Origin of the sequence: Clostridium tetanomorphum, assembly GCF_017873215.1 — a bacterium.
GTDB lineage: Bacteria > Bacillota > Clostridia > Clostridiales > Clostridiaceae > Clostridium_AO > Clostridium_AO tetanomorphum.
The window spans coordinates 271544-293174 of record NZ_JAGGKA010000001.1 but is presented as its reverse complement, the minus strand read 5'-3'; the positions used below and the strand labels follow the sequence as shown (position 1 = coordinate 293174).

Below are 21631 nucleotides of genomic sequence, written 5' to 3'. Positions count from 1 at the left end.
TTAGCCTATAAATATCAGTTCAAAATGCAAATCATTTATATTCTAAAATTGTTCAAGTAATAAAAAAAACAGCTAAAAAATGTTTTTCTATTGAACGTTTTTTAATTATACCCGATGTAATGATTAAATAATTTGATGTAGAAAGCAATTTTTATTATTAATAAAATTTATTATTTTTCTGTAACATTTTCCAGTTACATACGTTATTACATTGAAGGAGGTATGGTAAGTGAAAAAAATACACTAGATGATATATATCAATCATTTATGGTAGACGTATACCGCGCTATCTCCTATCTCTATGCCATAATGAATATATTGCAGAAGATATAATGCAGGAAACATTCCTTAGGGCTTATTTGTATTTTGAAGATTGTCCTGCTAATGGAATAAGACCATGGCTTTTTAGGGTTGCATATAATGCATACATGGATTTTATAAGAAAAGATAGACGTAGTTTTTCTCAAGATAATGAATTTTTTAATAACATTGCTGATAATAAAACTACAGAAAATAAAGTGTTAATGCAAGAAAAGCTTAAGGAGATTAACTATTTTATAGACAGACTGCCTGAAAATCAGAAGCAGGCTATACTACTTTGTGATTTTAACGGATTGTCCTATAAAGAAGCATCAGAAATTATGAACATAAGCTTATCTTATTTTAAAGTTTTGCTATTTAGAGCAAGACAAAATATAAGAAATAAAGTAGAAAGGAATGATATTTTTGAATAAAGATTTTAAACAAAAGCTTAAAGATTATACAGAAGGTAATCTATCTGATGATGAAAAAAAATCAATTGAGATAGAACTTCAAAAACTTGAGGACTATCAAGAGTTCTTAGATGAACAACTAAATATGGATGATAAAAATAACAGTAAAGAAACATGTTTTGAACACAAAAATGGAGCTAAAATAATAAAAATTAGCAAGTGGAAGGCAAGGATGCAAAATGCTTTTACTGTTATAGGTATATTTATTATATTTACTATTATTTCCGGAATTATTACCTCAATATTTTATGGCAGTGGAGAACCAAATCGTATGGAAATATACAGAGATGTGGTTACATCTACTATTGCTATAACAGAACCTAATGTAAAATTTGGATCAAGTGGTACAAGTATAGGTTCATTTTTTACAGCCAAAATAACTGGAGAATTAGAGAAACATATAGGATCAGATTATATTAGAACTGGAGAGATAAATATAAATTTTTTTCTTGGAAAAATAGGCTATCCGAAAAAAAATTGGTTGAATACTCAAAATAATGGATTGTTTTTTTCCTATCCTAAGTCATCAAATAATGATGCGATGGTTAAAGATTGGAAAAAACTCGAGAAACTTCCTGAAGGTACTGTAGCAGAAGCTTCTATTTCCTTTGATAAATTTTATGAAACTGATGAGATATTAAAAAAATTTGAACACAAACAAGTATCACCTGTCTGGTTTGCTGTAGACACAGGCTTTGAATATAAAGATTTTATAGATGAGCCTATAGGTTTCCCATATAATCCTATTTGGCATAGTGATGATATGACTTTAACCACTAAAACAGAAAAAAAAGGTATATTATTTAGTAAAATCGTATTTAAAAGCAAATCTTCACCTAGTGTTGATGCTTATGGCAGTGGTAAATTGCGTAATGAAAACTTTATAAAAACTTTAGATTTCTTGAATCAGCATAATAAAATTACTAGTAAAGTATCTTCAATTTCTAAATTAGATTTACAAAAACGAATAGATTATATACACTCAAATGGAGTCAAAATATATGGAATGGTGATAACCGGACCATCGAAAGAAATATTAAAACTAAAGCAAGAACAATGGATTAAAGGGATTAATGTAGGTGATGTACAACTGTGGAACTGGGAAGAATAGTAAAATAGCACCCATATGGGTGCTATTTTACTATTCAAGCATTAATTTCTCTAACTTCAATGGTTCTATATATTCTCCATTCTTATATGCTCTCATATTTCCCCCTGAGATTTCATCTATTAAAGCAATATGGTTATCCTCTCCTACTCTTCCAAACTCAAGTTTTATGTCATATAATTCTATACCTTTTTTCATTAATTCATCTTTTACTATACCACATATTTTTTTAGTAAGATTCTTTAATACTTTATATTCATCTGATGAAAGTATTCCTAACATCTCAAGAGCATCTTTAGTAATTGGTGGGTCCTGACGAGCATCATCTTTAAGCGTAACTTCCACAAAAGCATCTAATTCCTGTCCTTCTTTTGCATACATGCCATAACGACGCATAAAGCTTCCCACTGCTCTATAACGGCAAATTACCTCAAGACCATTTCCAAATAATACAGCTGGTTTTACCTTCATTGTACCTTCTTCTATATTTGCGTCTATATAATGCGTAGGTACTTTTTCTCCTTTTAACCTTTCAAAAAACAGCTTAGTTAATCTAAGTCCTGCTTTACCTACTCCCTCTATAGTTAATTCAACAGTATTAGCACCTGGATCAAAAACTCCATTTTCTCCTGTTACATCATCCTTAAATTTAAGCAAATAATTTCCGTCCTCTAATTGAAATACATCCTTTGTTTTACCTTTATAAACAAGCTTCATTTTCTTCACTCCTTATCTAATAAACAGAATCCTTGGCTTTAGAGGGAGTTTTTACTCCCTCCGAAACTTATTAACAGACTTCTTAGGAGTTTTACTCCTTAGAAGTCGTTATCCTTTAGGGGAAATCGTTATCCAGGAACGTATCCGCTCTTTACTCCCACTTTGAAGAAGATGGGAGTATTAGAGCGGGTAGTTATTAGATAAAAATTTCCATATAATCTACACTTTTCATTATATACCAACTTTATTGTTTAAATCAATACTATTATTCGATATGATACAGATATTTTTGCTAATTTCATTTTAATCGTACATACATACTTAAGAACTTTGTTTTTCTCCTATATTTCTGTACACATAAGCAAAAATAATTTTATAATATCTTTTACTTAAAAGGTTTATAGCAGATTTATCCGACAGCTACCATCCGCAACACTCCCATCCTCTTTAGGTGGGATATAACGGCTGACACGCCCCTGGATAAGTTCTTCTAAGACTCAGATGGAGAGAATCAAACTCCACCTGAGTCTTAGAATCACTTGGTTCCCTTTTAATACTTCTTCAATTAAAACTTCATCGGAATGAGATTAAAAAAAGATTTAAAAACTAAGAAATACAGCACCTTTTTGTTATTTCAAACTTCTACTACAATTCATTTTATGAATTATATATACAAACACACTGGCAATTAACATATATAATAGCCTGTTATAATATATAATTGAACTATAGTTATTTAACTCATTTACATATCCACTGTATAAATAATAATTCCACCTTATTACAAATGAAGATAGGTTAATATCAAAAGACATTGCTGTAATAACATAAACAAATTGAATTGCAACAGCTATATATCCATTTTTCACAAAGAGACTTAAAAGCATCATTTCCGCTATTGAATAAAGTATTGTAGGAATAATCCATATAAATACAGGATTTAAAAAATCTGTTATATTTACTGACCATCCATATAAGTTTGCAATATTTACTGAAACACCATAAGTAACCCCTGCCAAAATAATTGAGAATAAAACTAAATTAAAACACATTGCAAAATAGTAGGACACTAAATTAGTTCTTCTTTTTTTATACAAAAATCCTATAAGAAAAATAGGAAATACTGAAATGGTAATCCCTAAAATATCTGCAAAAAATGTGGCAGTATATTTAGAAAAACTCATATTTTTCATTACATCATCTATTTCTTTTCTAAACTTTATATAATTTTCCTGGGTATTTAAAGGTTTTTCACAATATAAATAACTATACGTATATGAAAAAATTCCTTCTTTAGGTTTTTGTAGCTTTTTGCATATATCATCAATATCACTTCTATATTTTGTATATGTGATTTGTCCTTTATCAAATTGATCTAACATGTTCTTTAATTTTTCTTTTGTACCCTTATCTATGTCAACCTTTTTATAATCTATATTAAATCCCAATAATCGTTTATCAAAAATAATACATTGATTTTTATATATCCATTTAGTATTTTGGTATGCCATATCCATAGTTGTCTTTTCACAGGCAGTAGAAAAATCCATATTTTTTCCCTCTGGTCCATATATCTTTATTGCAGGTATAACCTCTGTAGTATAAACAAGAACTATTACACATATAAACAACCAATATAAAGGTTTTTTTAATATATTTTTAAATTCTTTCTTAAAATTACTCATCAAATTCAACCTCTTTATAATTTGTATAAATCATTCCAAATATCATAAGGATTACTGTAAAAAATTTTATAATTTCACTAGAAACAAGCTGTGGTTTTATTAATGATATTATAGTAAGTAAAACAGCTATCACAACCTCTATCCATACAAATGTAAAATGTTTTTTCTTATTGTTAGCTTGTCTTATCTTTTGCCATATTTCATTATTAAACTCTCTATTATCCATTTTAATTGTTTCATACTGTTTAAGCTGGCTTTCTTTCAAATCACCAATTACCGTTCTTGTCTTATTAAGTAACTCTATATACCCTTTGCAGTGACTGCACTTATCAATGTGTTTTTTAATATCATCATCTATATTTCCGCTATTTATCTCCTCAATGGTATACATATCAAGTTTCTCTATGGCTTCTTTACACTTCATTTTCCACACTCCTTTCTAAAAAAATTAAAAAGTTTCTTTCTACCACGATGTATATAAGATTTTACACTAGATAAGCTTTTATCCATAATATGAGCTATTTCTTCATAGCTCATATTATCATAATCCCTTAAAATAATAGCTTTCTTGTAATTGTCATTAAGTTTTTCTATGTTCTTTAATAAAATTTCATACTCTTCTTTACAAATTATTATTTCCTCGGGAATATTTTCATTGGATAAATTAATATTATCTTCTAATGGAACAATATCTACTCTTTTTTTTCTAATGCTATCAATACAAAGCCTTTTAACTATTGTAAAGAGATATGTCTTTAAAGATGCCTTTTTAGAATCATATTTATCAATGGAAAGATATAACTTTACAAAAGCATCCTGCACAACTTCCTCTGCAATATGGAAATCTGAAAGATATCCATAGGCAAACAACACAGCACTATTTCTATATTTACCTACTAATGCTTCAAAGGCAAGGTTGTCTCCTTCTCTCACACGAATTATTAATTCTTCATCATTCATACAAATTATCACGCCTTACTCTTTCTACATGCAAATATAATAAGAACCATTCCTAATACTGTCATAAATATTCTACTAAATAAAAAGTCCCAAGGTAAAATAAAATCTTCATTACTTGCAAACAATAAATATCTAATAGTATTATTTCCTGCTATATCTAACCATTGAGGCAGATTTAAATTTAATGATGTCCCTAAAAATACAATAGGAATAAATAAATTAAGAAGTTTTTCACTTGCCCTTCCAATATTCATAGATAACCCTAAAATTAAAAGTAATGCTGGAAATACCAATATGACAGTAGGATATAAAAATTTATTAAAATCATAAAATCTTAAATAATATGCATACCATATAAAACTTAAAGCTATTAATATAATTATTGAAATACATATTGATATGAATATACTTATTTGTTTTAAAAAATAATAGCCTTTTTCTGAAAATGTAGTTGAAAACATTATATTTTTCACTCTATTTTCATTATTAGAAAAAACATTTAACCCTAAAAGAACTATAAATGTAATAAGAAGGCTATTTTGCCTTACTATAAAATCAGCATAAGTCCACGGAGAAACTGCTGCATGTAAATTCCAAGAACCTAATAATGTATTTAAGTCCTTTAATACACTTATAATTAATAATAAATTTATATAAAAATATTTTTTTGATAATATAATACTTTTTAGCTCATATTTAATTAATTTAGTCAATGTTTAACTCCCCCTTTGCTATTTTCATTTCTTTTAAGAATTCATCATAGGTTAGGGGTTTCATTTTATATTTTCTATATAAATCCGCTAGATTTTTTTTAACATCACACTTACCTTCATCTTCAATTCTTATAAGCTCTAAAGGAACTTTCATGTATGCATTTGTTTTTTTATCGTAAAGTCCTAACTTCATTTGAGTTTCCTTAGGTATTCTATCCTTAAGATTTTTTTCTTCAAAATATTTTTTATTAGGATTATTAACTTTCCTTTGCCAATTTTGTACTGAACTTAACCATGCCTCCTTACCAAATTCACTATCTAAATATTTGTAAGCTGAATAATTAGCAAGTCCTTCTGTAATCCATGATTTATCTCCACTAATGTTTACTCCTCCACCCCACCACTGATGTGCTATTTCATGGGATAATATTTCCATATCATGATAATATATAAACATATTATGATTTCCCTTTACCTCTTTTAATGCACTCTTTTCCCTATTAAACATATATTCTGCAATAGTTACCACATTAGCTGTAGAGTGCCCTCCTGTTTTATACTGAGATGTTTCAACTATTTTAAATGGATATTTCTTAAAGGCATATTCTCCAAAGGTATTCTCATAATAGTTTAAAATATTATTTATCTGTTTTTCTATTTCTACATTTTTTATATAGTTTTCATGCTTTGGACTATAATAAAATTCCACATCCACAGTTCCAGATTTAAATTTTTTTATTTTATAATTTGATGCAAATATTCCAACATTAAGCTCTGATAACTCTCCTTCATAATTCCAAACCGTATCTTCATTATCCTCACTAACATTTTCAAGTTTTCCAACAGTAACTACAGTTAAATTTTTAGGTGCTTTAATAGAGCCTTTTATTTTTATTTTTTCCCCCTCTTTAGTCATTGGCCTTAATAACCAGTTACTGTTTTCCAAAAGATAAATACTATCATCACTTATATATCCTGCAAAACCTGCTGGAGCTGGATTTTTTATTTTCCCATCATATTTAATAGTAATTTCCACTTCTTCCCCTTTAGGAACTGGTATTGTAACATTATCGTCTTTATCTATATTTAAAAATGATGTTTCTTTTTTATTTACTAATATATTTTTAATATTAAGTCCTATGTTTCCTTTGAAATCAATGTACTCCTCTTTATAATCTTTTTTAAAAACATATTTTACATCACATGAAATTGTTTCATTTTTAGTATTAATTACTGAAGTAGGATATACTTCTTTAAGAATTATACTTTTATTTATCTCATCATTTTTCATATGCCTTACTGCTGCATCTACTTTATCTGTATAAGGCTCCTTTATATACATTAATACTGCTCCTACTAAAACAACTATACATATCGCAGTAACTTTTATTGATTTTATATTTATAGAAAAAGATTTAAATAATGAAAGCTTATATCTATTCCTAAATAAAATGCCTATAATAAATATACATAAAAATCCAATTAACTGAAATAATCTACTGTATATAATATACTTTGCAATAGGTTGTATTCCTGCAAAATCTGAATATATAGAATAGGAATAATTAATCCAATTAAATAAATAATTTGAGGACCCAACTCCAATAAAAAAGCATACTCCAAAAGTTAAAAAAGTAACATCCATACTTTGGATTATAAAGTATACTCCACTACACAAAAGTATTGCAAATATCATAGAAAAAAATATTATAAAAGTATAAGTAAATATATTAGTGAATGCCTCAAATTTTATATTTAAAAATCCACTTTGAACTATAAATGAAACAATAGTAATCAATACAACAGTAATAAAAGCATAAAATATTACTGACATAACACGTATTAAATTTAACTTATTGTAATCCATAGTACTTTGTATCATAAATTCACTTCTCTTACGCTTGTCTCTACTTAAAGTAAAACAGGTTATTATTGCAAATAAAACTGCAGCTGGTATTGCTGCTACATTAGCACATATTAGAGATATAGTTAATGAAGTTCTATTTAAATTTGTTAAACTCATTTCATTGGCACTTGTAGTATCTAAAAGTCCATAAGCAGTAAATATTAATAATATTATTATTGAAGGTATTACAAGCTTATCTTTATATATTGTCTTTATTTCCTTTTTTAATACTCTAATAGCATTATTCAAAGGACTCACCTTCCTTTAACATACAATAAACATATGCATCCTCCAATGTAGGAGTTGTACTTACTGCACTTGAAGGCAGCTTGTCTCCAACTATTTTATACTTTACTCCATCACTAGTAATAATCCTTGAAGTAATTTTAAAATCCCCTCTAATTTCATTTTCTTTTTCATTCTTTATATGAATTGTTGATACATGTCCTTCTGCTCTTTTAATCAACTCTGATGGAGATCCAAAATATAATATTTTTCCCTTGTCCATAACTATTAAAAGATTACATATAGCCTCAACATCCTCAATTATATGTGTAGATAAAATTACAAGCTTATCACTTGCATTTTCCGAAAATAAATTACGAAATTTAATTCTTTCTTCTGGATCAAGCCCTACTGTTGGCTCATCAACAATTAAAAGTTCGGGATCATTTAAAAATGCTTGAGCAATTCCAACTCTTTGTTTTTGTCCACCAGACAATGTTTTAATTTTTTTATCTTTTTTATCATTTAAATTTGTTTTTTTAATGCACTGATTAATTTTACCTTTAACATTTGATTTAATTCCTTTAACAGCGGCTATATAGTCTAAAAATTCATATACTGTAAGATTATCATATAACCCAAAATCCTGTGGTACATACCCAAGTCTTTCTTTTAAATAATTTTCATTCTTACTTAATTCCATGCCATCAATACAAATACTTCCTTCCGTTGGCATAAGCTGACCTACTAAAAGCTTCATAAGTGTAGACTTACCAGCTCCATTAGGACCTACAAGTCCAATAAGGCATGGACTTTCAATAGAAAAATTAACATTATTTAATGCCTTCACCCTTTTATAGGATTTAGATAAATTTTCAATTTGAATTTTCATTATGATTTCCTCCCAAATAATTTTCACTTCTTTTACGAGAGGAATTGTAAAAAGTTGCACTTGATAAACTAGCTTTGCTTTTATTTAGAAAAATCAATATCATATAGAAGAAGTCCATTTAACAAGGTATAATATTTAAATAAAAAATAGTAGCCTCTCTATAAATGGATTAGCTACTATTTTGTTAAAAGAACATATAGTTATACCAATTGCCTAAACAACTAAGAATCACTTTATTGTATTTATTTTTTTATACTCTTTACGCATTAAATATACTACTATAACAAATATTATCCCATCTAATAGTGGATTAACAAACCATACTCCTGTAATTCCTACCGCATAGGGAATCAATATAATTGCTGGTACAAATAAAATTATTTGTCTTAATAAAACAACTATACCTGCATTTTTACCATTACCTATTGATTGAAAGAATGTTACCCCCATAATGAATATGCCCATTAGTGGAAATAAGCTATACATCATTCTAAAATTATTAACTCCTTCATTAACTATTGTAGAATCTGTTATTAGTAGTGATAATACTTTTTCAGGGAATAACTCAATAGGCATCCAAAATACACAAGCAAGACAAGTAGCTCCTAATATAAAAGTATTTGTACATTTTTTTACTCTAGGAAATAATTTTGCTCCATAATTTGTTCCAACTACTGGTTGTAATCCTTGGCTCATTCCCCAAAGAGGAATAAAAGAAAGTGCTTGTATTCTTAATGTTGCTCCCATTAATATTAATTGATTACTTCCCCCATATTTTGATGCCATCCTATACATTAATGTTTGTTGCACCATACTCATCAATTGCATCATCATAGCAAATGTTCCCACTGAAAATATCTCTGAAAGAAGTGTTTTCTCAATTTGTATTTTATGAAATCTAACATTTTTACTTTTTCTCACAAAATAAAACATTGTAATAACAGCTTGTATAACTTGAGCTATTATAGTAGCTACTGCTGCACCCTCAATGCCATGTTCTCCAAAAGCTATTATTAAAATAGGGTCTAATATTATATTCAAAATAGCTCCTATCATCATAATAGTCATGGCCTTTTTCATAAGTCCTTCTCCACGCATTACCATATTAGCACTTTGTGCAAAATTAACAAATATTGAACCCATAAAAATAATTCGAAGATACCTTACCCCTAACTCTAAAATTTCTCCTTTAGCACCAGTTAAAATCAAAATATCTCTTGCAAATGTGATTCCTACTATCATAATTATAGTAGAAAATATCAATACTAAAGATAATAAATTTCCCATAATTTTATTTACTGTTTCTTGATCATTCTTACCTATTGCTCTAGATAAAATAGAAGATGACCCTATTCCTATCAACGTAGCTATAGCATTATTTAAAAATGTAATTGGATATGCAACTGCTACAGCACCCATAGCATTTTTCCCTATTAGTTGTCCAGCAAAAACTCCATCCATAAATGAATACAGGCCTATTACTACCATTCCTACAATTGCTGGAATGCACAATTTAAACATCAACTTTTTAGGTTCTGTTTTAATTAATTCTTCTCTATTTTTACTCATGGATATCTCCACCTTTCCTTTAATCTATATCAAATGATTCTTAAGTTCAGGTGGATTTGCTTAAGAGAACTACTCTCTCCATCTGAACATTAGAAGAATTTATTTAGGAGCGTAGCAGCCGCTATCTTCCACCTGTATAGGTAGGAAATATTGCGGATGTAGCTATCGGATAAAAAATTACTTATATAGCGCTACCATATGTAACAAATTCATTAACTAAAATTTCATTCATGACTTTCTTTAATTAATTATAATTGATAACGATTATCAATATCTACTCTGAAAAATATAAAAATGATCCAAAAAACAAAAAATATTTTAAAAACTTTTATTAACTTCATATTGTATTTAATCTATTTATTACATTCTCAAATCCTATTATTACAATCTGTTTAATTTTAAAAAATAGATTTCGATATAAAAGTTGTCTGAAAATGCATTATCCTAAATGCACATTTACTTCTCTATAAATAAGGCAAGTTGTTATCTTTAATGGAAGGAGGTGATGTATGATATAATTATTGCCGAGGTGATTTTATGCTAAAAATAGCAATTTGCGACGATGAAATTCATCAAAGAACTTCACTTATAAATATGATAGAAAAAGCCTTGCAACTTAAAAATATAAAATGTTTCATATATCAATATGACAGTGGTGAAGAATTACTACATTCAAAATTAGAAATGAATTTATACTTTTTAGATATACGCATGGATAAACTTAGTGGAATAGAAACAGCAAAGAAAATTAGAGAAATAAATAAAGAGGCAGTAATTATATTTATAACTGCTCTTAAAGAATATGTATTTCAGGCTTTTGATGTAAGAGCTTTTCACTACATTTTAAAGCCAATTACAGAAAAAAAGTTAAGAGAGGTTCTATATTCTGCTTTATTACAATTTCAAGAAACAGATAAATTTATTCTTGGAAAAACCATTAGTGAGTCTTTTAAGATTTTTGTCAAGGATATATTTTATATAGAGTCGCATCTACGAAAAATAAAAGTTCATACAACTTATGACATCATTGAATATTATTATAAATTATCTGATATTGAAAGCGAATTAAAAGATTGTAATTTTTTTAGATGTCATAAAAGTTATATTGTGAATTTAAAATACATAAGAAGCTATGATTCGACATTTATAACCTTAAAAAATGGTGAAAAGATATATATTTCTAAATACAAGATTTCTGATTTTTCAAAAACCTTTATGTATTATTTAAAAAGTGAGGGATTATAATATGAATAATATTCAAGTAATTGATAAAATCGGCCTCTTATCTTCCACCCTTGCTCTTCCTTTTCACTATGCAATTCAATATTATTTTTTAAATAAATTTTTAGGTTTTAAGGATAAAATATGGAAGTTTACTTCTTTTGTAGTTCTTCTTATTATTTTAAATTTTTTAACTTTAAAAATGCAGTATCCCCTAAGAATTATAGTAAATGATTTGCTTTGGTTTATACTTTTATGTTATTTGTGTTATGGAAATTTTCTCATAAAGCTTTATGCTGCTATTGTTCCAAGTGCTATTTTATTGCTTATTTATATCACTTTTTTAAGCTTTGATTTTCATATTTCTTCCTATGTAAATAGTTTAAATATGGATATGAGAAAAGATCTTATTCTCCTTTGCCTAATGAACCTTACACGTGAACTTATAAATTTAGCTTTATTTTTTTTCGCTTTAAAAAATATTTGCAAATTTTTAAGCTTTAAAGGAAAAACTGTGAATACATATCAAAGTCTGTATTTGCTTATTCCCTGCTTGGCAACTTATAGTTTGATATTAGTTTTCTATTTTATTCAAGCTATTCATGTTGATAATAAAAACTATTATCTATTCTCTATTTTTCCTGAAATTTATTCTGTTGTGCCACTAGTAAGCATTTCCTTATTAGTTTCTATACTTATTACAGCCTATACTTTTAAAAAAATGCTTCAAGGAGAAGAAATTAGGCAAAAAAACTTATTAATGGAACAACAATTTAAGTTGCAAATTGATCATAGTAAAAATGTTGAAAGTGTTTATAGTGGCATTCGTAGGATCATGCATGATATGAACAATCACCTTATTTGTTTAAGAAATCTAGCTGAAAATAAAAATATTGAAGAAATAACTAAATATCTAGATACTCTTGGACAAACCGTAAGTAAATTAGATTGTAAGATTAAAACAGGTAATACTGTTTCGGATGCAGTTATAAACGAAAAATATAATATTGCCAAACTGGAAGGCATCGAATTCATCTGTGATTTTCTAATACCTAAAGTGCTTATACTAAATTCTGTAGATTTATGTATTATTTTGGGCAATGCTTTAGACAATGCATTGGAAGCTTGTATGAGAATTCAGGACGAAAATATTCATAAAAAAATTTTTATTAGCTCTTATCTTAGAGACTTATATCTAATTATTGAGATTTCCAACAGTGCAGCAGATAAACTTCAGTATAATGAAGATGGAATTGTAACTAAAAAAAATGATAAAGTCAATCATGGCATAGGAATCTCTAATATAGAAATGATAGTAAAAAAATATAATGGCATTTTAGACATTATAGAAGAAAAAAATAAATTCATTTTAAATCTTATGCTTAAAGTAAAATAAAATTAAGATTCCTTATATATGTTGCATAATAAATGGAGGTGTTAGTAGTGCCATATACTGGTGGCCCTATGACAGAATCTATGTACTATGTATTATTAGCATTTATGCATCCAAATCAAGGATATCAACTGATGAACTCAATTAAAGAAGTCTCTAATGTATGGGACCTGGAACGCTGTATGGAGCGCTTTCCCGTATGCAAAAAGATTGTTTAATCTGTCTATCAGAGAATGATGGTAGAAGAAAAACATAATTACAGCCCATGGTAAGGAGGCTCTTCATGCTGAATATAATAGGTTATTAGCCTTAGTAAGAGATGGAATGATTTTAAAGGAAGGTGATGAAAATGAATGAAGCAATTAGAAAACTCAGACCTACTGATTATTGGCGTATTGATGAGCCCGAAAGTTGGTTTGCATATTACGTACCTTACAAAAAACTCTTTTTGAAGGAAGGTTCATTAATCACAATTCTCCATGAAAAAACCATAGAAAAATAAGTTTTATAATTAATAGTATCTTTATTTTTGGAATTATACTTCCTCCTTTTATTCAATTTGCAATAAGTAAAACATCGCCTTTACCATATAACATCACAAATTTACCTATTATAAGACTATTAGATATTGAACAAAATCCTACATTAGCAAGAAATTCTTCTTATAATTGCAATTCAAACAATGTTGATTATGACAATATATATATATCTATAATTGGAGCTTCTTTGCACCTGTACAATATTATTCTAATAAACATGGTATTATCCCTAGTAAAATGTAAAAATATCGCATTGAAGTATATTCTTCCAATATTAATACCTGGGCTTATAAATTGAAATTCCCATCTATGGGAAAGGGCTTAATTTCTGACTTAATAAAAAAACGTAGTGTAAAATACAAAGGAGGCTCTTTTACAGAAATAAATAATAAAGATTTTGACCAATTAATTGTTCTTCAAGGAGGAAATAATTTCAAAAAAATATTTGCTTTAAAAGGAAAAGGAGTAATCCTTGTTAAGTATTGGGGTTGTGCAGATAATGACTCTATTATAAAAAATATTTCTAAGAAAATCAATTTAATATCTAACTAAACTTTTTAAGAACTAATGCTAAAAAGTGGTAGTTTTACGATTTCAACTACCACTTTTAAAAAACATTTATAAAAAACTTCTAAGAACATTTTCTAAGAATTAATCTATTACTTTTCCACAATCCTGACACTTTAATCCTAATATCTAAGTTTTCCAATGTCTTTTCTAAAATATATTCCATGAAAATCTATTTTGCCCATCTCTTTATAGGCTTTATTTATACTATCTTCTAAATTGTTTTCTACAGCATAAGTACATAGAACTCTTCCACCATTAGTTAAAAGATTTCCTCCTTTAAATATTCCTGCAGCTACAAATGAGTTAACTTCCTTAGGCATATTTATTTTAAAACCTTTTTCATACTTTCCTGGGTATCCTTCTGACACTGCTACTACACAGCAAGAATTACCTTTCTTCCATTTTAAATCAAAAGATGAAAGCTCATTATTTAAAGAAGCTTCAATGAGTTCTACTAAATCGCTGTCCATTAAAGGTAATACTGCTTGAGTTTCTGGATCTCCCATTCTAACGTTATATTCTAAAAGATAAGCTCCCTTTTTAGTTATCATTACACCAAAGAATATTATTCCTCTAAAATCAAAATTTTCTTCATTTATTCCTTTTAATGTTGGCTTTAATATGTTTTCATTAAAGTCTTCCATAACTTCTTCAGTAACATATGGATTTGGGGCAATTGCACCCATACCACCTGTATTGGGTCCCTTATCTTCGTCATAAATTTGCTTGTGATCCTTTGAGGATATAAATGGTAATATAACCTTTCCATCAGTTATAGATAATATAGATGCTTCCACTCCTACTAAAAACTCCTCTATTACTACCTTTTTACCTGCATCGCCAAACATATCTTCTACCATAAATTTTATTATTGTGTCTTCTGCTTGAGAATAGTTCTCACATATAACTACTCCCTTACCTGCTGCTAAACCATCTGCTTTGATTACTATTGGATAGTTGCATACCTCTAAATATTGTAAAGCCTTATCTCTTTCATAGAATACTTCATAAGCAGCAGTTTTTACTCCATACTTTTTCATAAAATCTTTTGAAAAAGACTTGCTTCCTTCTAAAGCTGCTGCCTTTTTACTTGGTCCAAAAATTTTTAAACCTCTTTCTTTGAAATGGTCTACTATACCATTTACTAAAGGTACTTCTGGTCCTACAATTGTTAAATTCACTATATTTTCTTGTGCAAAATCTGCTAAAGAATCTATTCCTTCTATATCTATATTTTCACATTTATCCATTAACGCTGTACCACCATTTCCTGGGGCACAGTATATCTTTTCTACTTTAGGATTCTGTGCTACTTTCCAAGCTATGGCATGTTCTCTACCACCATTACCAACGATTAATATTTTCAAAATAACACCCCTTTACCACAATTTAAATTAAAAATTGAGAATGAAGAGTTGAGAGTGTATTGAAAATTTTCCACAGCAGTAGCTGAGAAAAATTCTCTTTTACTCTTCACTCCAAAAACTAGTGTTTAAAGTGTCTAATTCCTGTAAACACCATAGAAATTCCTTGTTTATTGCATTCTTCAATGGATTCCTCATCTCTAACAGAGCCACCTGGTTGTATTATTGCTTTTATTTTATATTTTGCAGCTTCTTCTACTACGTCTTTAAATGGGAAGAATGCATCTGAAGCTAACACTACTCCTTCTTTTCCTCTATCTAAAGCTTGTGACGCTGCCCATATTCTATTTACCTGGCCTCCACCAATACCAACTGCTTTTCCATTCTTAACTACTACAATGGCATTAGACTTTACATATTTTACTACTTTCATACCAAACATCAAATCTTTCATTTCTTCTTCACTTGGCTTATTTTCTGTTACAACTTTTATCTCATCTATTAATTTATCATCTGAACTCTGAAGCAATATTCCACCATCTACTTTTGCCATTTCAAATTTATTCTCAGATTTCACATCACATTTAATAACTCTCAAGTTCTTTTTAGACTTTAATACTTCTAACGCTTCCTCTTCAAATCCTGGTGCAATTACTATTTCTAAAAATATTTTCACCAATTCTTCTGCTGTTTTCTTATTCACTATTTTATTAAAAGCTACAATACCACCAAATATGGACACTGGATCACATTCATAAGCTTTTACATAAGAATCTAAAACTGAATTTCCAATAGCTACACCGCAAGGAGTATTATGCTTTAATCCACAACAAGCTATTTCATCAAACTCATTAACTACCTTCCAAGCTATATCCATATCCTTTATATTATTGTAGGATAACTCCTTACCGTTTAATTGAGTAAAATCCTTCATTGCTGCCCTATCAGTATTAGAAACATAATAAGCTGCACTTTGATGTGGATTTTCACCATATCTTAAATCCATCATTTTTTTATATGATAAAGTCAGGTATTCTGGATAATCTTCTTCCAATAAAAAGTTGCTTATAGCAGCATCATAGGAAGACATAAGATTAAATACCTTACCTGCTAATTTCTTTCTAGTTTTATAATCTACTTCATTATTATCTTTCAATTGTGCTTTTATGTCATGGTAATCATTAACATCTGTTAGAACTACAACATCCTTAAAGTTTTTAGCTGCAGCTCTTATCATAGTTGGTCCACCAATATCAATAAACTCTACTTTTTCATCAAAGGATAAATCTTCCTTAACCTTTTCAAAGAAAGGATAAAGATTTACAATAACCATATCTATAGGTTCTATACCTTTACTAGTTATAGTGTCCATATGTTCTTTATTATCTCTAATAGCTAAAATTCCACCATGAATAAATGGATGGAGTGTTTTTACTCTTCCATCCAAAATTTCTTCAAAACCTGTTACTTCGGAAATTTCTTTAACTTTAATTCCATTATCTTTTAAATGCTTATAAGTTCCTCCTGTAGATATTATCTCTACACCTCTATCTTGTAGAAACTTACTTATATCTAAAATTCCTTCTTTATTATAAACGCTTATTAAAGCTCTTTTTATCATGACAAACAACTCCTTTTCTTTAGGAATTAATAATAACTTTTCTATTAATTATCTCTATTTTATTTTCTATAAAGTACTTTATAGCTTCAGGTAAAGCCACATGTTCTTCTAGTAAAACTCTTTTTTGTAGAGATTCTGCCGTATCCTCTGGTAAAACCGGTACAGCTCTTTGTAGTATTATAGGCCCTGTATCCATACCGCTATCCACAATATGTACAGTACAGCCAGATATTTTAACTCCATATTCTACAGCTTTTTCATGTACTTTTATACCATACATACCCTTTCCAGAAAACGAGGGGATTAAGGAAGGGTGAATATTAATAATTCTATTTTGAAATGTATCTATTATGTTTCCCTTTAAATGAGAAAGCCACCCCGCAAGTACTATTATATCCACCTTTCCTTCTATTATTTTAAGGATTTCATCTGATATACTTTCCTTATAAATGTTTCTTTCTAAAACATAAGTTTTTATATTATTATCTTTTGCTCTTTTTAAAGCATAAACATCTTTTCTATCACTTATCACCATTTCTATAGAGCAATTCAAATAACCGGAATTAATACTATCTATAATGGATTGAAGATTGGTACCGCCACCAGACACTAATACTGCAATTTTAAATATATCTTTCATTAAATGTGCCCCCCTATACTATCTATTGAATAACTACCTTACCTGCACCATCTTCTATATGCCCTATTTTATAAGCTCTTTCTCCTATTTCTATTAATGCTTTTATAACTTCTTCTTCATCTTCTTTATTTACACACAATACAAATCCTATACCCATATTAAAGGTATTAAACATTTCCTTTTCATCCAATCCCTGATCTTGCATATATCTAAAGATATCTGGCATAGGAAAACTATTTTTATCTATTACTGCATTTAAATTATCTCTAAACATTCTAGGTATATTTTCATAAAAACCTCCTCCAGTTATATGAGCCATACCCTTAATGTTAAACTTTTTCAACAACTCCAATACTGGTTTTACATATATTTTTGTTGGAGTAAGTAGCACTTCCCCCATATTTTTGCCATTAAGATCTATACTTAAATCTTGTATTAATTTTCTAACTAGAGAGTATCCATTACTATGAATACCTGATGAAGCAATACCAATTAAACTGTCTCCATTTTTAATGCTACTTCCATCAACTATTTTATCCTTCTCTACTACTCCTACAGCAAAGCCTGCTATATCATATTCCCCTTCACTATAAAAACCTGGCATTTCTGCTGTTTCTCCCCCTATTAAAGAACAACCTGCTTGAATGCAGCCTTCACTTACTCCCTTTACTATTTCCGCTGCTGTTTCACCATTAAGTTTTCCACAGGCTATATAATCAAGGAAAAATAATGGCTTAGCTCCATGACATAAAATATCATTTACACACATAGCAACACAGTCAATTCCAATAGTATCATACTTATTCATTTTAAAAGCAATTTTAAGTTTTGTTCCTACTCCATCAGTACCTGATACTAATATAGGATTGTCATAATGTCCTAATTCGTACATCCCTGCAAAACTTCCTATTCCATTTAATACTGAAGGTGTTAATGTTTTATTTGTATATTCCTTCATTAATTTCACAGACTTGTAACCTTCTTCTATATTAACTCCCGAATCCTTGTAACTAATCATAATAGACTCCTTTCAAACTATTTTTCTAATCTTTCTTTTGGAGCTTCTATTGGTGCAGATATAGGATATTCTCCACAAAAACATCCTAAACAAAATCCTCTATCTTTATCTAAAGCTTTCAATAATCCGTCTATGCTTATATATCCTAAACTATCTGCCCCTATCATATCTTTCATTTCTTCCACTGTCATATTAGATCCAAGTAGTTCATTTCTATACGGAGTATCTATACCAAAATAACAAGGGAATTTTACTATAGGGGAAGCTATTCTAAAATGAATTTCTTTAGCTCCTGCTTTTCGTAAAATCTCAACAAGTCTTTTACTAGTAGTTCCCCTTACAATAGAATCATCTATAATTATTACTCTTTTACCTTCTATGTTGGCCTTTAATGGATTTAGTTTTACCCAAAGAGCTTTTTCTCTCATTTCTTGTGTTGGGGAAATAAATGTTCTTCCAACATATTTATTTTTAATAAAACCTGTTCCATAAGGAATTCCTGAAGCTTTAGAATATCCTATTGCAGCGGGTATTCCTGAATCTGGTACTCCAATGACAATATCTCCTTCTACAGGATGTTCCTTATATAATTCTTCCCCTGCTCTAACTCTAGATTGATAAACATTTATTTTATCTATAGTACTGTCTGGCCTTGCAAAGTATATATATTCAAAAGAACAAGTTTGAGTTTTAGTTCTTTCCGCAAAGTTTATGCTTCTTATTCCTTCTTTATCTACAATAACTATTTCTCCAGGCTCCACATCTCTTATGAACTCTCCACCAACAGTATCTAAAGCACAACTTTCTGAGCATAAAATATAGCTATCTCCTAATTTTCCTATACATAATGGTCTTATTCCATTAGGATCTCTTACTCCTATAAGTTTGTCTTCTGTAAGAATAACTATGGCATAGGAACCTTTTATAGCTTGTATTGCGTCTACCACTGCATTTTCTATTCCCTTTTTGGCTCCTCTAGAAATAAGATTTAATATAACTTCCGTATCAATAGAAGTTTGAAATATAGTTCCACCGTCTTCTAATAGTTCTCTTATCACATCAGCATTTATCAAATTTCCATTATGCGCAATAGCTATAGATCCTAATTTATATTTTCCTACAATTGGCTGAGCATTATTCTTCTGGCTACTTCCTGTAGTAGAATATCTAACATGGCCTATAGCCCCTACACCTTCAAGATTATTTAGTACTTCAGTATTAAAAACATCACTTACGAGTCCCATATCTTTATGACAAATAAGTTCTTTTCCATTAGATGCTACTATACCTGCACTTTCCTGTCCTCTATGCTGTAATGCATATAATCCATAATAAGTAATAGCTCCTACCTGTGATTTTTCTCCAGAAAAGATTCCAAAAACTCCGCATTCTTCTTTAAATTTGTCTGCTTCAATATCAAATATCTCTTTTCTCATAATTACTTTCCTTCATTTATTCTATTTAATATTTCAATATAGGCTTCTTTTACATTTCCTAAATCTCTTCTGAATCTATCTTTATCTAACTTTTCGTTAGTTTTAGCATCCCAAAATCTACAAGTATCTGGAGATATTTCATCTGCAAGTAATACTTCACCATTAAATCTTCCAAACTCTAATTTAAAATCTATTAATTTTATATTTTGTTTCATAAAAAATTCTTTTAATATATCATTTATTTTGGCAGCAATAGAATACATTTCCTTTAATTCTTCAAAAGTAGTTAATCCTATAGCTACTGCATGATAATCGTTAATAAGTGGATCTCCTAAATCATCATTTTTATATGATGTTTCAAATACAGTAGTTTTTAATTCATATCCTTCCTCAATTCCCAATCTTTTACTCATGCTTCCTGCTGCAATATTTCTTACTATAACTTCTAATGGAATTATTTCCACTTTCTTACATAGCTGTTCTCTTTCACTTAATTTTTTTTCAAAGTGAGTTTTTATTCCATTTTGCTCAAGTAATGTAAATAAACTAGAAGTAATTGCATTATTTAATGCACCTTTATCTTCTATTTGTCCTTTTTTAACTCCGTTAAATGCTGTAGCATCATCTTTGTAATATATAACTACTCTGTCCTTATCCTCTGTTGAATAAACTTTCTTTGCTTTTCCTTCATAAATCATTTCTCTTTTTTCCATTATAAATCCACTCCTTTTTCATTTTCTTCAATAAAATTTTTCTTCATAGTTTTTCTATATTCAATCAATTTTTCTCTTATATTAGGATACTTTATAGAAAGCATTTCTATAGCTAACATTCCTGCATTATAACTATTATTTATTCCTACCGTAGCTACTGGAATTGATTTTGGCATCTGAACAATGGATAAAAGCGAATCTAATCCATTTAAAGCCGCATTTATAGGCACCCCAATAACTGGAAGAATTGTTTTTGAAGCTATTACTCCTGGTAAATGTGCAGCAAGCCCAGCTCCTGCTATTATGCATTGAAAATCTTCCTTTTCAAGTTTTTCTATAGTTTTCTCTAACTCTTCAGGTACTCTATGAGCTGAAAGGATAAAAGCCTTGTACTCTATGTTGAATTCTTTTAAAGCTTTGGCGGCTCCTTTCATAATTTCACTATCAGATTTACTACCAAAAATTATTGCCACCTTCATAAAATAATACCTCCAAAATATATTTAATATTGTTTACACCTTCATGGTAACATAACAATCTGAATAAATCAATATATTATTGAAAATAA

The 21631-nt window shown here is 28.8% G+C and carries 21 protein-coding genes; 6 read left to right on the top strand and 15 right to left on the bottom strand.

From position 1 onward, the window contains the following. The first annotated feature begins 317 nt into the window (after positions 1-317). A complete protein-coding gene (locus J2Z24_RS01505; RefSeq protein WP_242990846.1) occupies positions 318-734 on the top strand; it encodes a sigma-70 family RNA polymerase sigma factor in 417 nt (138 codons plus the stop codon). Then, positions 727-1884, top strand: coding sequence for an anti-sigma factor (locus J2Z24_RS01500; protein ID WP_035150485.1), 1158 nt, complete (start codon positions 727-729; stop codon positions 1882-1884). The genes J2Z24_RS01505 and J2Z24_RS01500 overlap by 8 nt, the downstream gene beginning before the upstream one ends. Before the next feature lie 30 nt (positions 1885-1914). On the opposite strand, the gene J2Z24_RS01495 is transcribed toward J2Z24_RS01500, so the two are convergent. From J2Z24_RS01495 to J2Z24_RS01460, 8 genes are all read right to left on the bottom strand, one after another. Next, positions 1915-2598, bottom strand: coding sequence for a phosphoribosylaminoimidazolesuccinocarboxamide synthase (locus J2Z24_RS01495; RefSeq protein ID WP_035150225.1), 684 nt, complete (start codon positions 2596-2598; stop codon positions 1915-1917). Between the two features lie 629 nt (positions 2599-3227). Beyond that, on the bottom strand, positions 3228-4283 hold the full coding sequence (locus J2Z24_RS01490; RefSeq protein WP_035150222.1) for a hypothetical protein: 1056 nt from the start codon (positions 4281-4283) through the stop codon (positions 3228-3230). Then, positions 4276-4707, bottom strand: a complete 432-nt coding sequence (locus J2Z24_RS01485) for a hypothetical protein (protein WP_035150220.1) — start codon at positions 4705-4707, stop codon at positions 4276-4278. The genes J2Z24_RS01490 and J2Z24_RS01485 overlap by 8 nt, the downstream gene beginning before the upstream one ends. Continuing rightward, positions 4704-5243, bottom strand: coding sequence for an RNA polymerase sigma factor (locus J2Z24_RS01480; protein ID WP_035150218.1), 540 nt, complete (start codon positions 5241-5243; stop codon positions 4704-4706). The genes J2Z24_RS01485 and J2Z24_RS01480 overlap by 4 nt, the downstream gene beginning before the upstream one ends. Positions 5244-5251: 8 nt before the next feature. After that, entirely contained in the window at positions 5252-5956 is a 705-nt protein-coding gene (locus J2Z24_RS01475; protein WP_035150215.1) for a hypothetical protein, read from the bottom strand. Then, a complete protein-coding gene (locus J2Z24_RS01470) occupies positions 5949-8111 on the bottom strand; it encodes a M1 family aminopeptidase (RefSeq protein WP_035150212.1) in 2163 nt (720 codons plus the stop codon). Before J2Z24_RS01470 ends, J2Z24_RS01475 begins: the two co-directional genes overlap by 8 nt. Further along, positions 8104-8979 carry an ABC transporter ATP-binding protein gene (locus tag J2Z24_RS01465; RefSeq protein WP_035150210.1) on the bottom strand — a complete coding sequence of 292 codons (876 nt, stop codon included), beginning with the start codon at positions 8977-8979 and terminating at the stop codon, positions 8104-8106. Before J2Z24_RS01465 ends, J2Z24_RS01470 begins: the two co-directional genes overlap by 8 nt. Before the next feature lie 228 nt (positions 8980-9207). Further along, a complete protein-coding gene (locus tag J2Z24_RS01460; protein ID WP_035150208.1) occupies positions 9208-10548 on the bottom strand; it encodes an MATE family efflux transporter in 1341 nt (446 codons plus the stop codon). Positions 10549-11085: 537 nt separating this feature from the next. Between J2Z24_RS01460 and J2Z24_RS01455 the strand changes: the two genes are divergently transcribed. From J2Z24_RS01455 to J2Z24_RS01440, 4 genes are all read left to right on the top strand, one after another. Beyond that, positions 11086-11793: a LytR/AlgR family response regulator transcription factor gene (locus J2Z24_RS01455; protein WP_035150206.1), complete on the top strand. Its 708-nt coding sequence runs from the start codon at positions 11086-11088 to the stop codon at positions 11791-11793. Between the two features lies 1 nt (position 11794). Next, positions 11795-13165, top strand: a complete 1371-nt coding sequence (locus J2Z24_RS01450; RefSeq protein ID WP_035150204.1) for a sensor histidine kinase — start codon at positions 11795-11797, stop codon at positions 13163-13165. A 346-nt stretch (positions 13166-13511) separates the two neighbouring features. Next, positions 13512-13664, top strand: a complete 153-nt coding sequence (locus J2Z24_RS01445) for a hypothetical protein (RefSeq protein ID WP_156950261.1) — start codon at positions 13512-13514, stop codon at positions 13662-13664. Positions 13665-13995: 331 nt separating this feature from the next. Continuing rightward, a complete protein-coding gene (locus tag J2Z24_RS01440) occupies positions 13996-14253 on the top strand; it encodes a hypothetical protein (protein ID WP_146750616.1) in 258 nt (85 codons plus the stop codon). Positions 14254-14390: 137 nt separating this feature from the next. Here J2Z24_RS01440 and purD read toward each other — a convergent pair whose 3' ends face one another. From purD to purE, 7 genes are all read right to left on the bottom strand, one after another. Continuing rightward, positions 14391-15638, bottom strand: a complete 1248-nt coding sequence (gene purD / locus J2Z24_RS01435) for a phosphoribosylamine--glycine ligase (protein WP_035150199.1) — start codon at positions 15636-15638, stop codon at positions 14391-14393. A gap of 118 nt (positions 15639-15756) precedes the next feature. Continuing rightward, entirely contained in the window at positions 15757-17256 is a 1500-nt protein-coding gene (gene purH / locus J2Z24_RS01430; RefSeq protein WP_035150195.1) for a bifunctional phosphoribosylaminoimidazolecarboxamide formyltransferase/IMP cyclohydrolase, read from the bottom strand. A 19-nt stretch (positions 17257-17275) separates the two neighbouring features. Next, a complete protein-coding gene (gene purN, locus J2Z24_RS01425; RefSeq protein WP_035150483.1) occupies positions 17276-17887 on the bottom strand; it encodes a phosphoribosylglycinamide formyltransferase in 612 nt (203 codons plus the stop codon). 31 nt (positions 17888-17918) lie between these two features. Continuing rightward, entirely contained in the window at positions 17919-18914 is a 996-nt protein-coding gene (gene purM / locus J2Z24_RS01420) for a phosphoribosylformylglycinamidine cyclo-ligase (protein ID WP_035150192.1), read from the bottom strand. Positions 18915-18931: 17 nt separating this feature from the next. Further along, a complete protein-coding gene (purF, locus tag J2Z24_RS01415; protein ID WP_035150189.1) occupies positions 18932-20350 on the bottom strand; it encodes an amidophosphoribosyltransferase in 1419 nt (472 codons plus the stop codon). A 2-nt stretch (positions 20351-20352) separates the two neighbouring features. After that, entirely contained in the window at positions 20353-21063 is a 711-nt protein-coding gene (purC, locus tag J2Z24_RS01410) for a phosphoribosylaminoimidazolesuccinocarboxamide synthase (RefSeq protein WP_035150186.1), read from the bottom strand. Next, positions 21063-21542: a 5-(carboxyamino)imidazole ribonucleotide mutase gene (gene purE, locus J2Z24_RS01405; RefSeq protein ID WP_035150183.1), complete on the bottom strand. Its 480-nt coding sequence runs from the start codon at positions 21540-21542 to the stop codon at positions 21063-21065. The genes purC and purE overlap by 1 nt, the downstream gene beginning before the upstream one ends. Between the last annotated feature and the right edge of the window lie 89 nt (positions 21543-21631).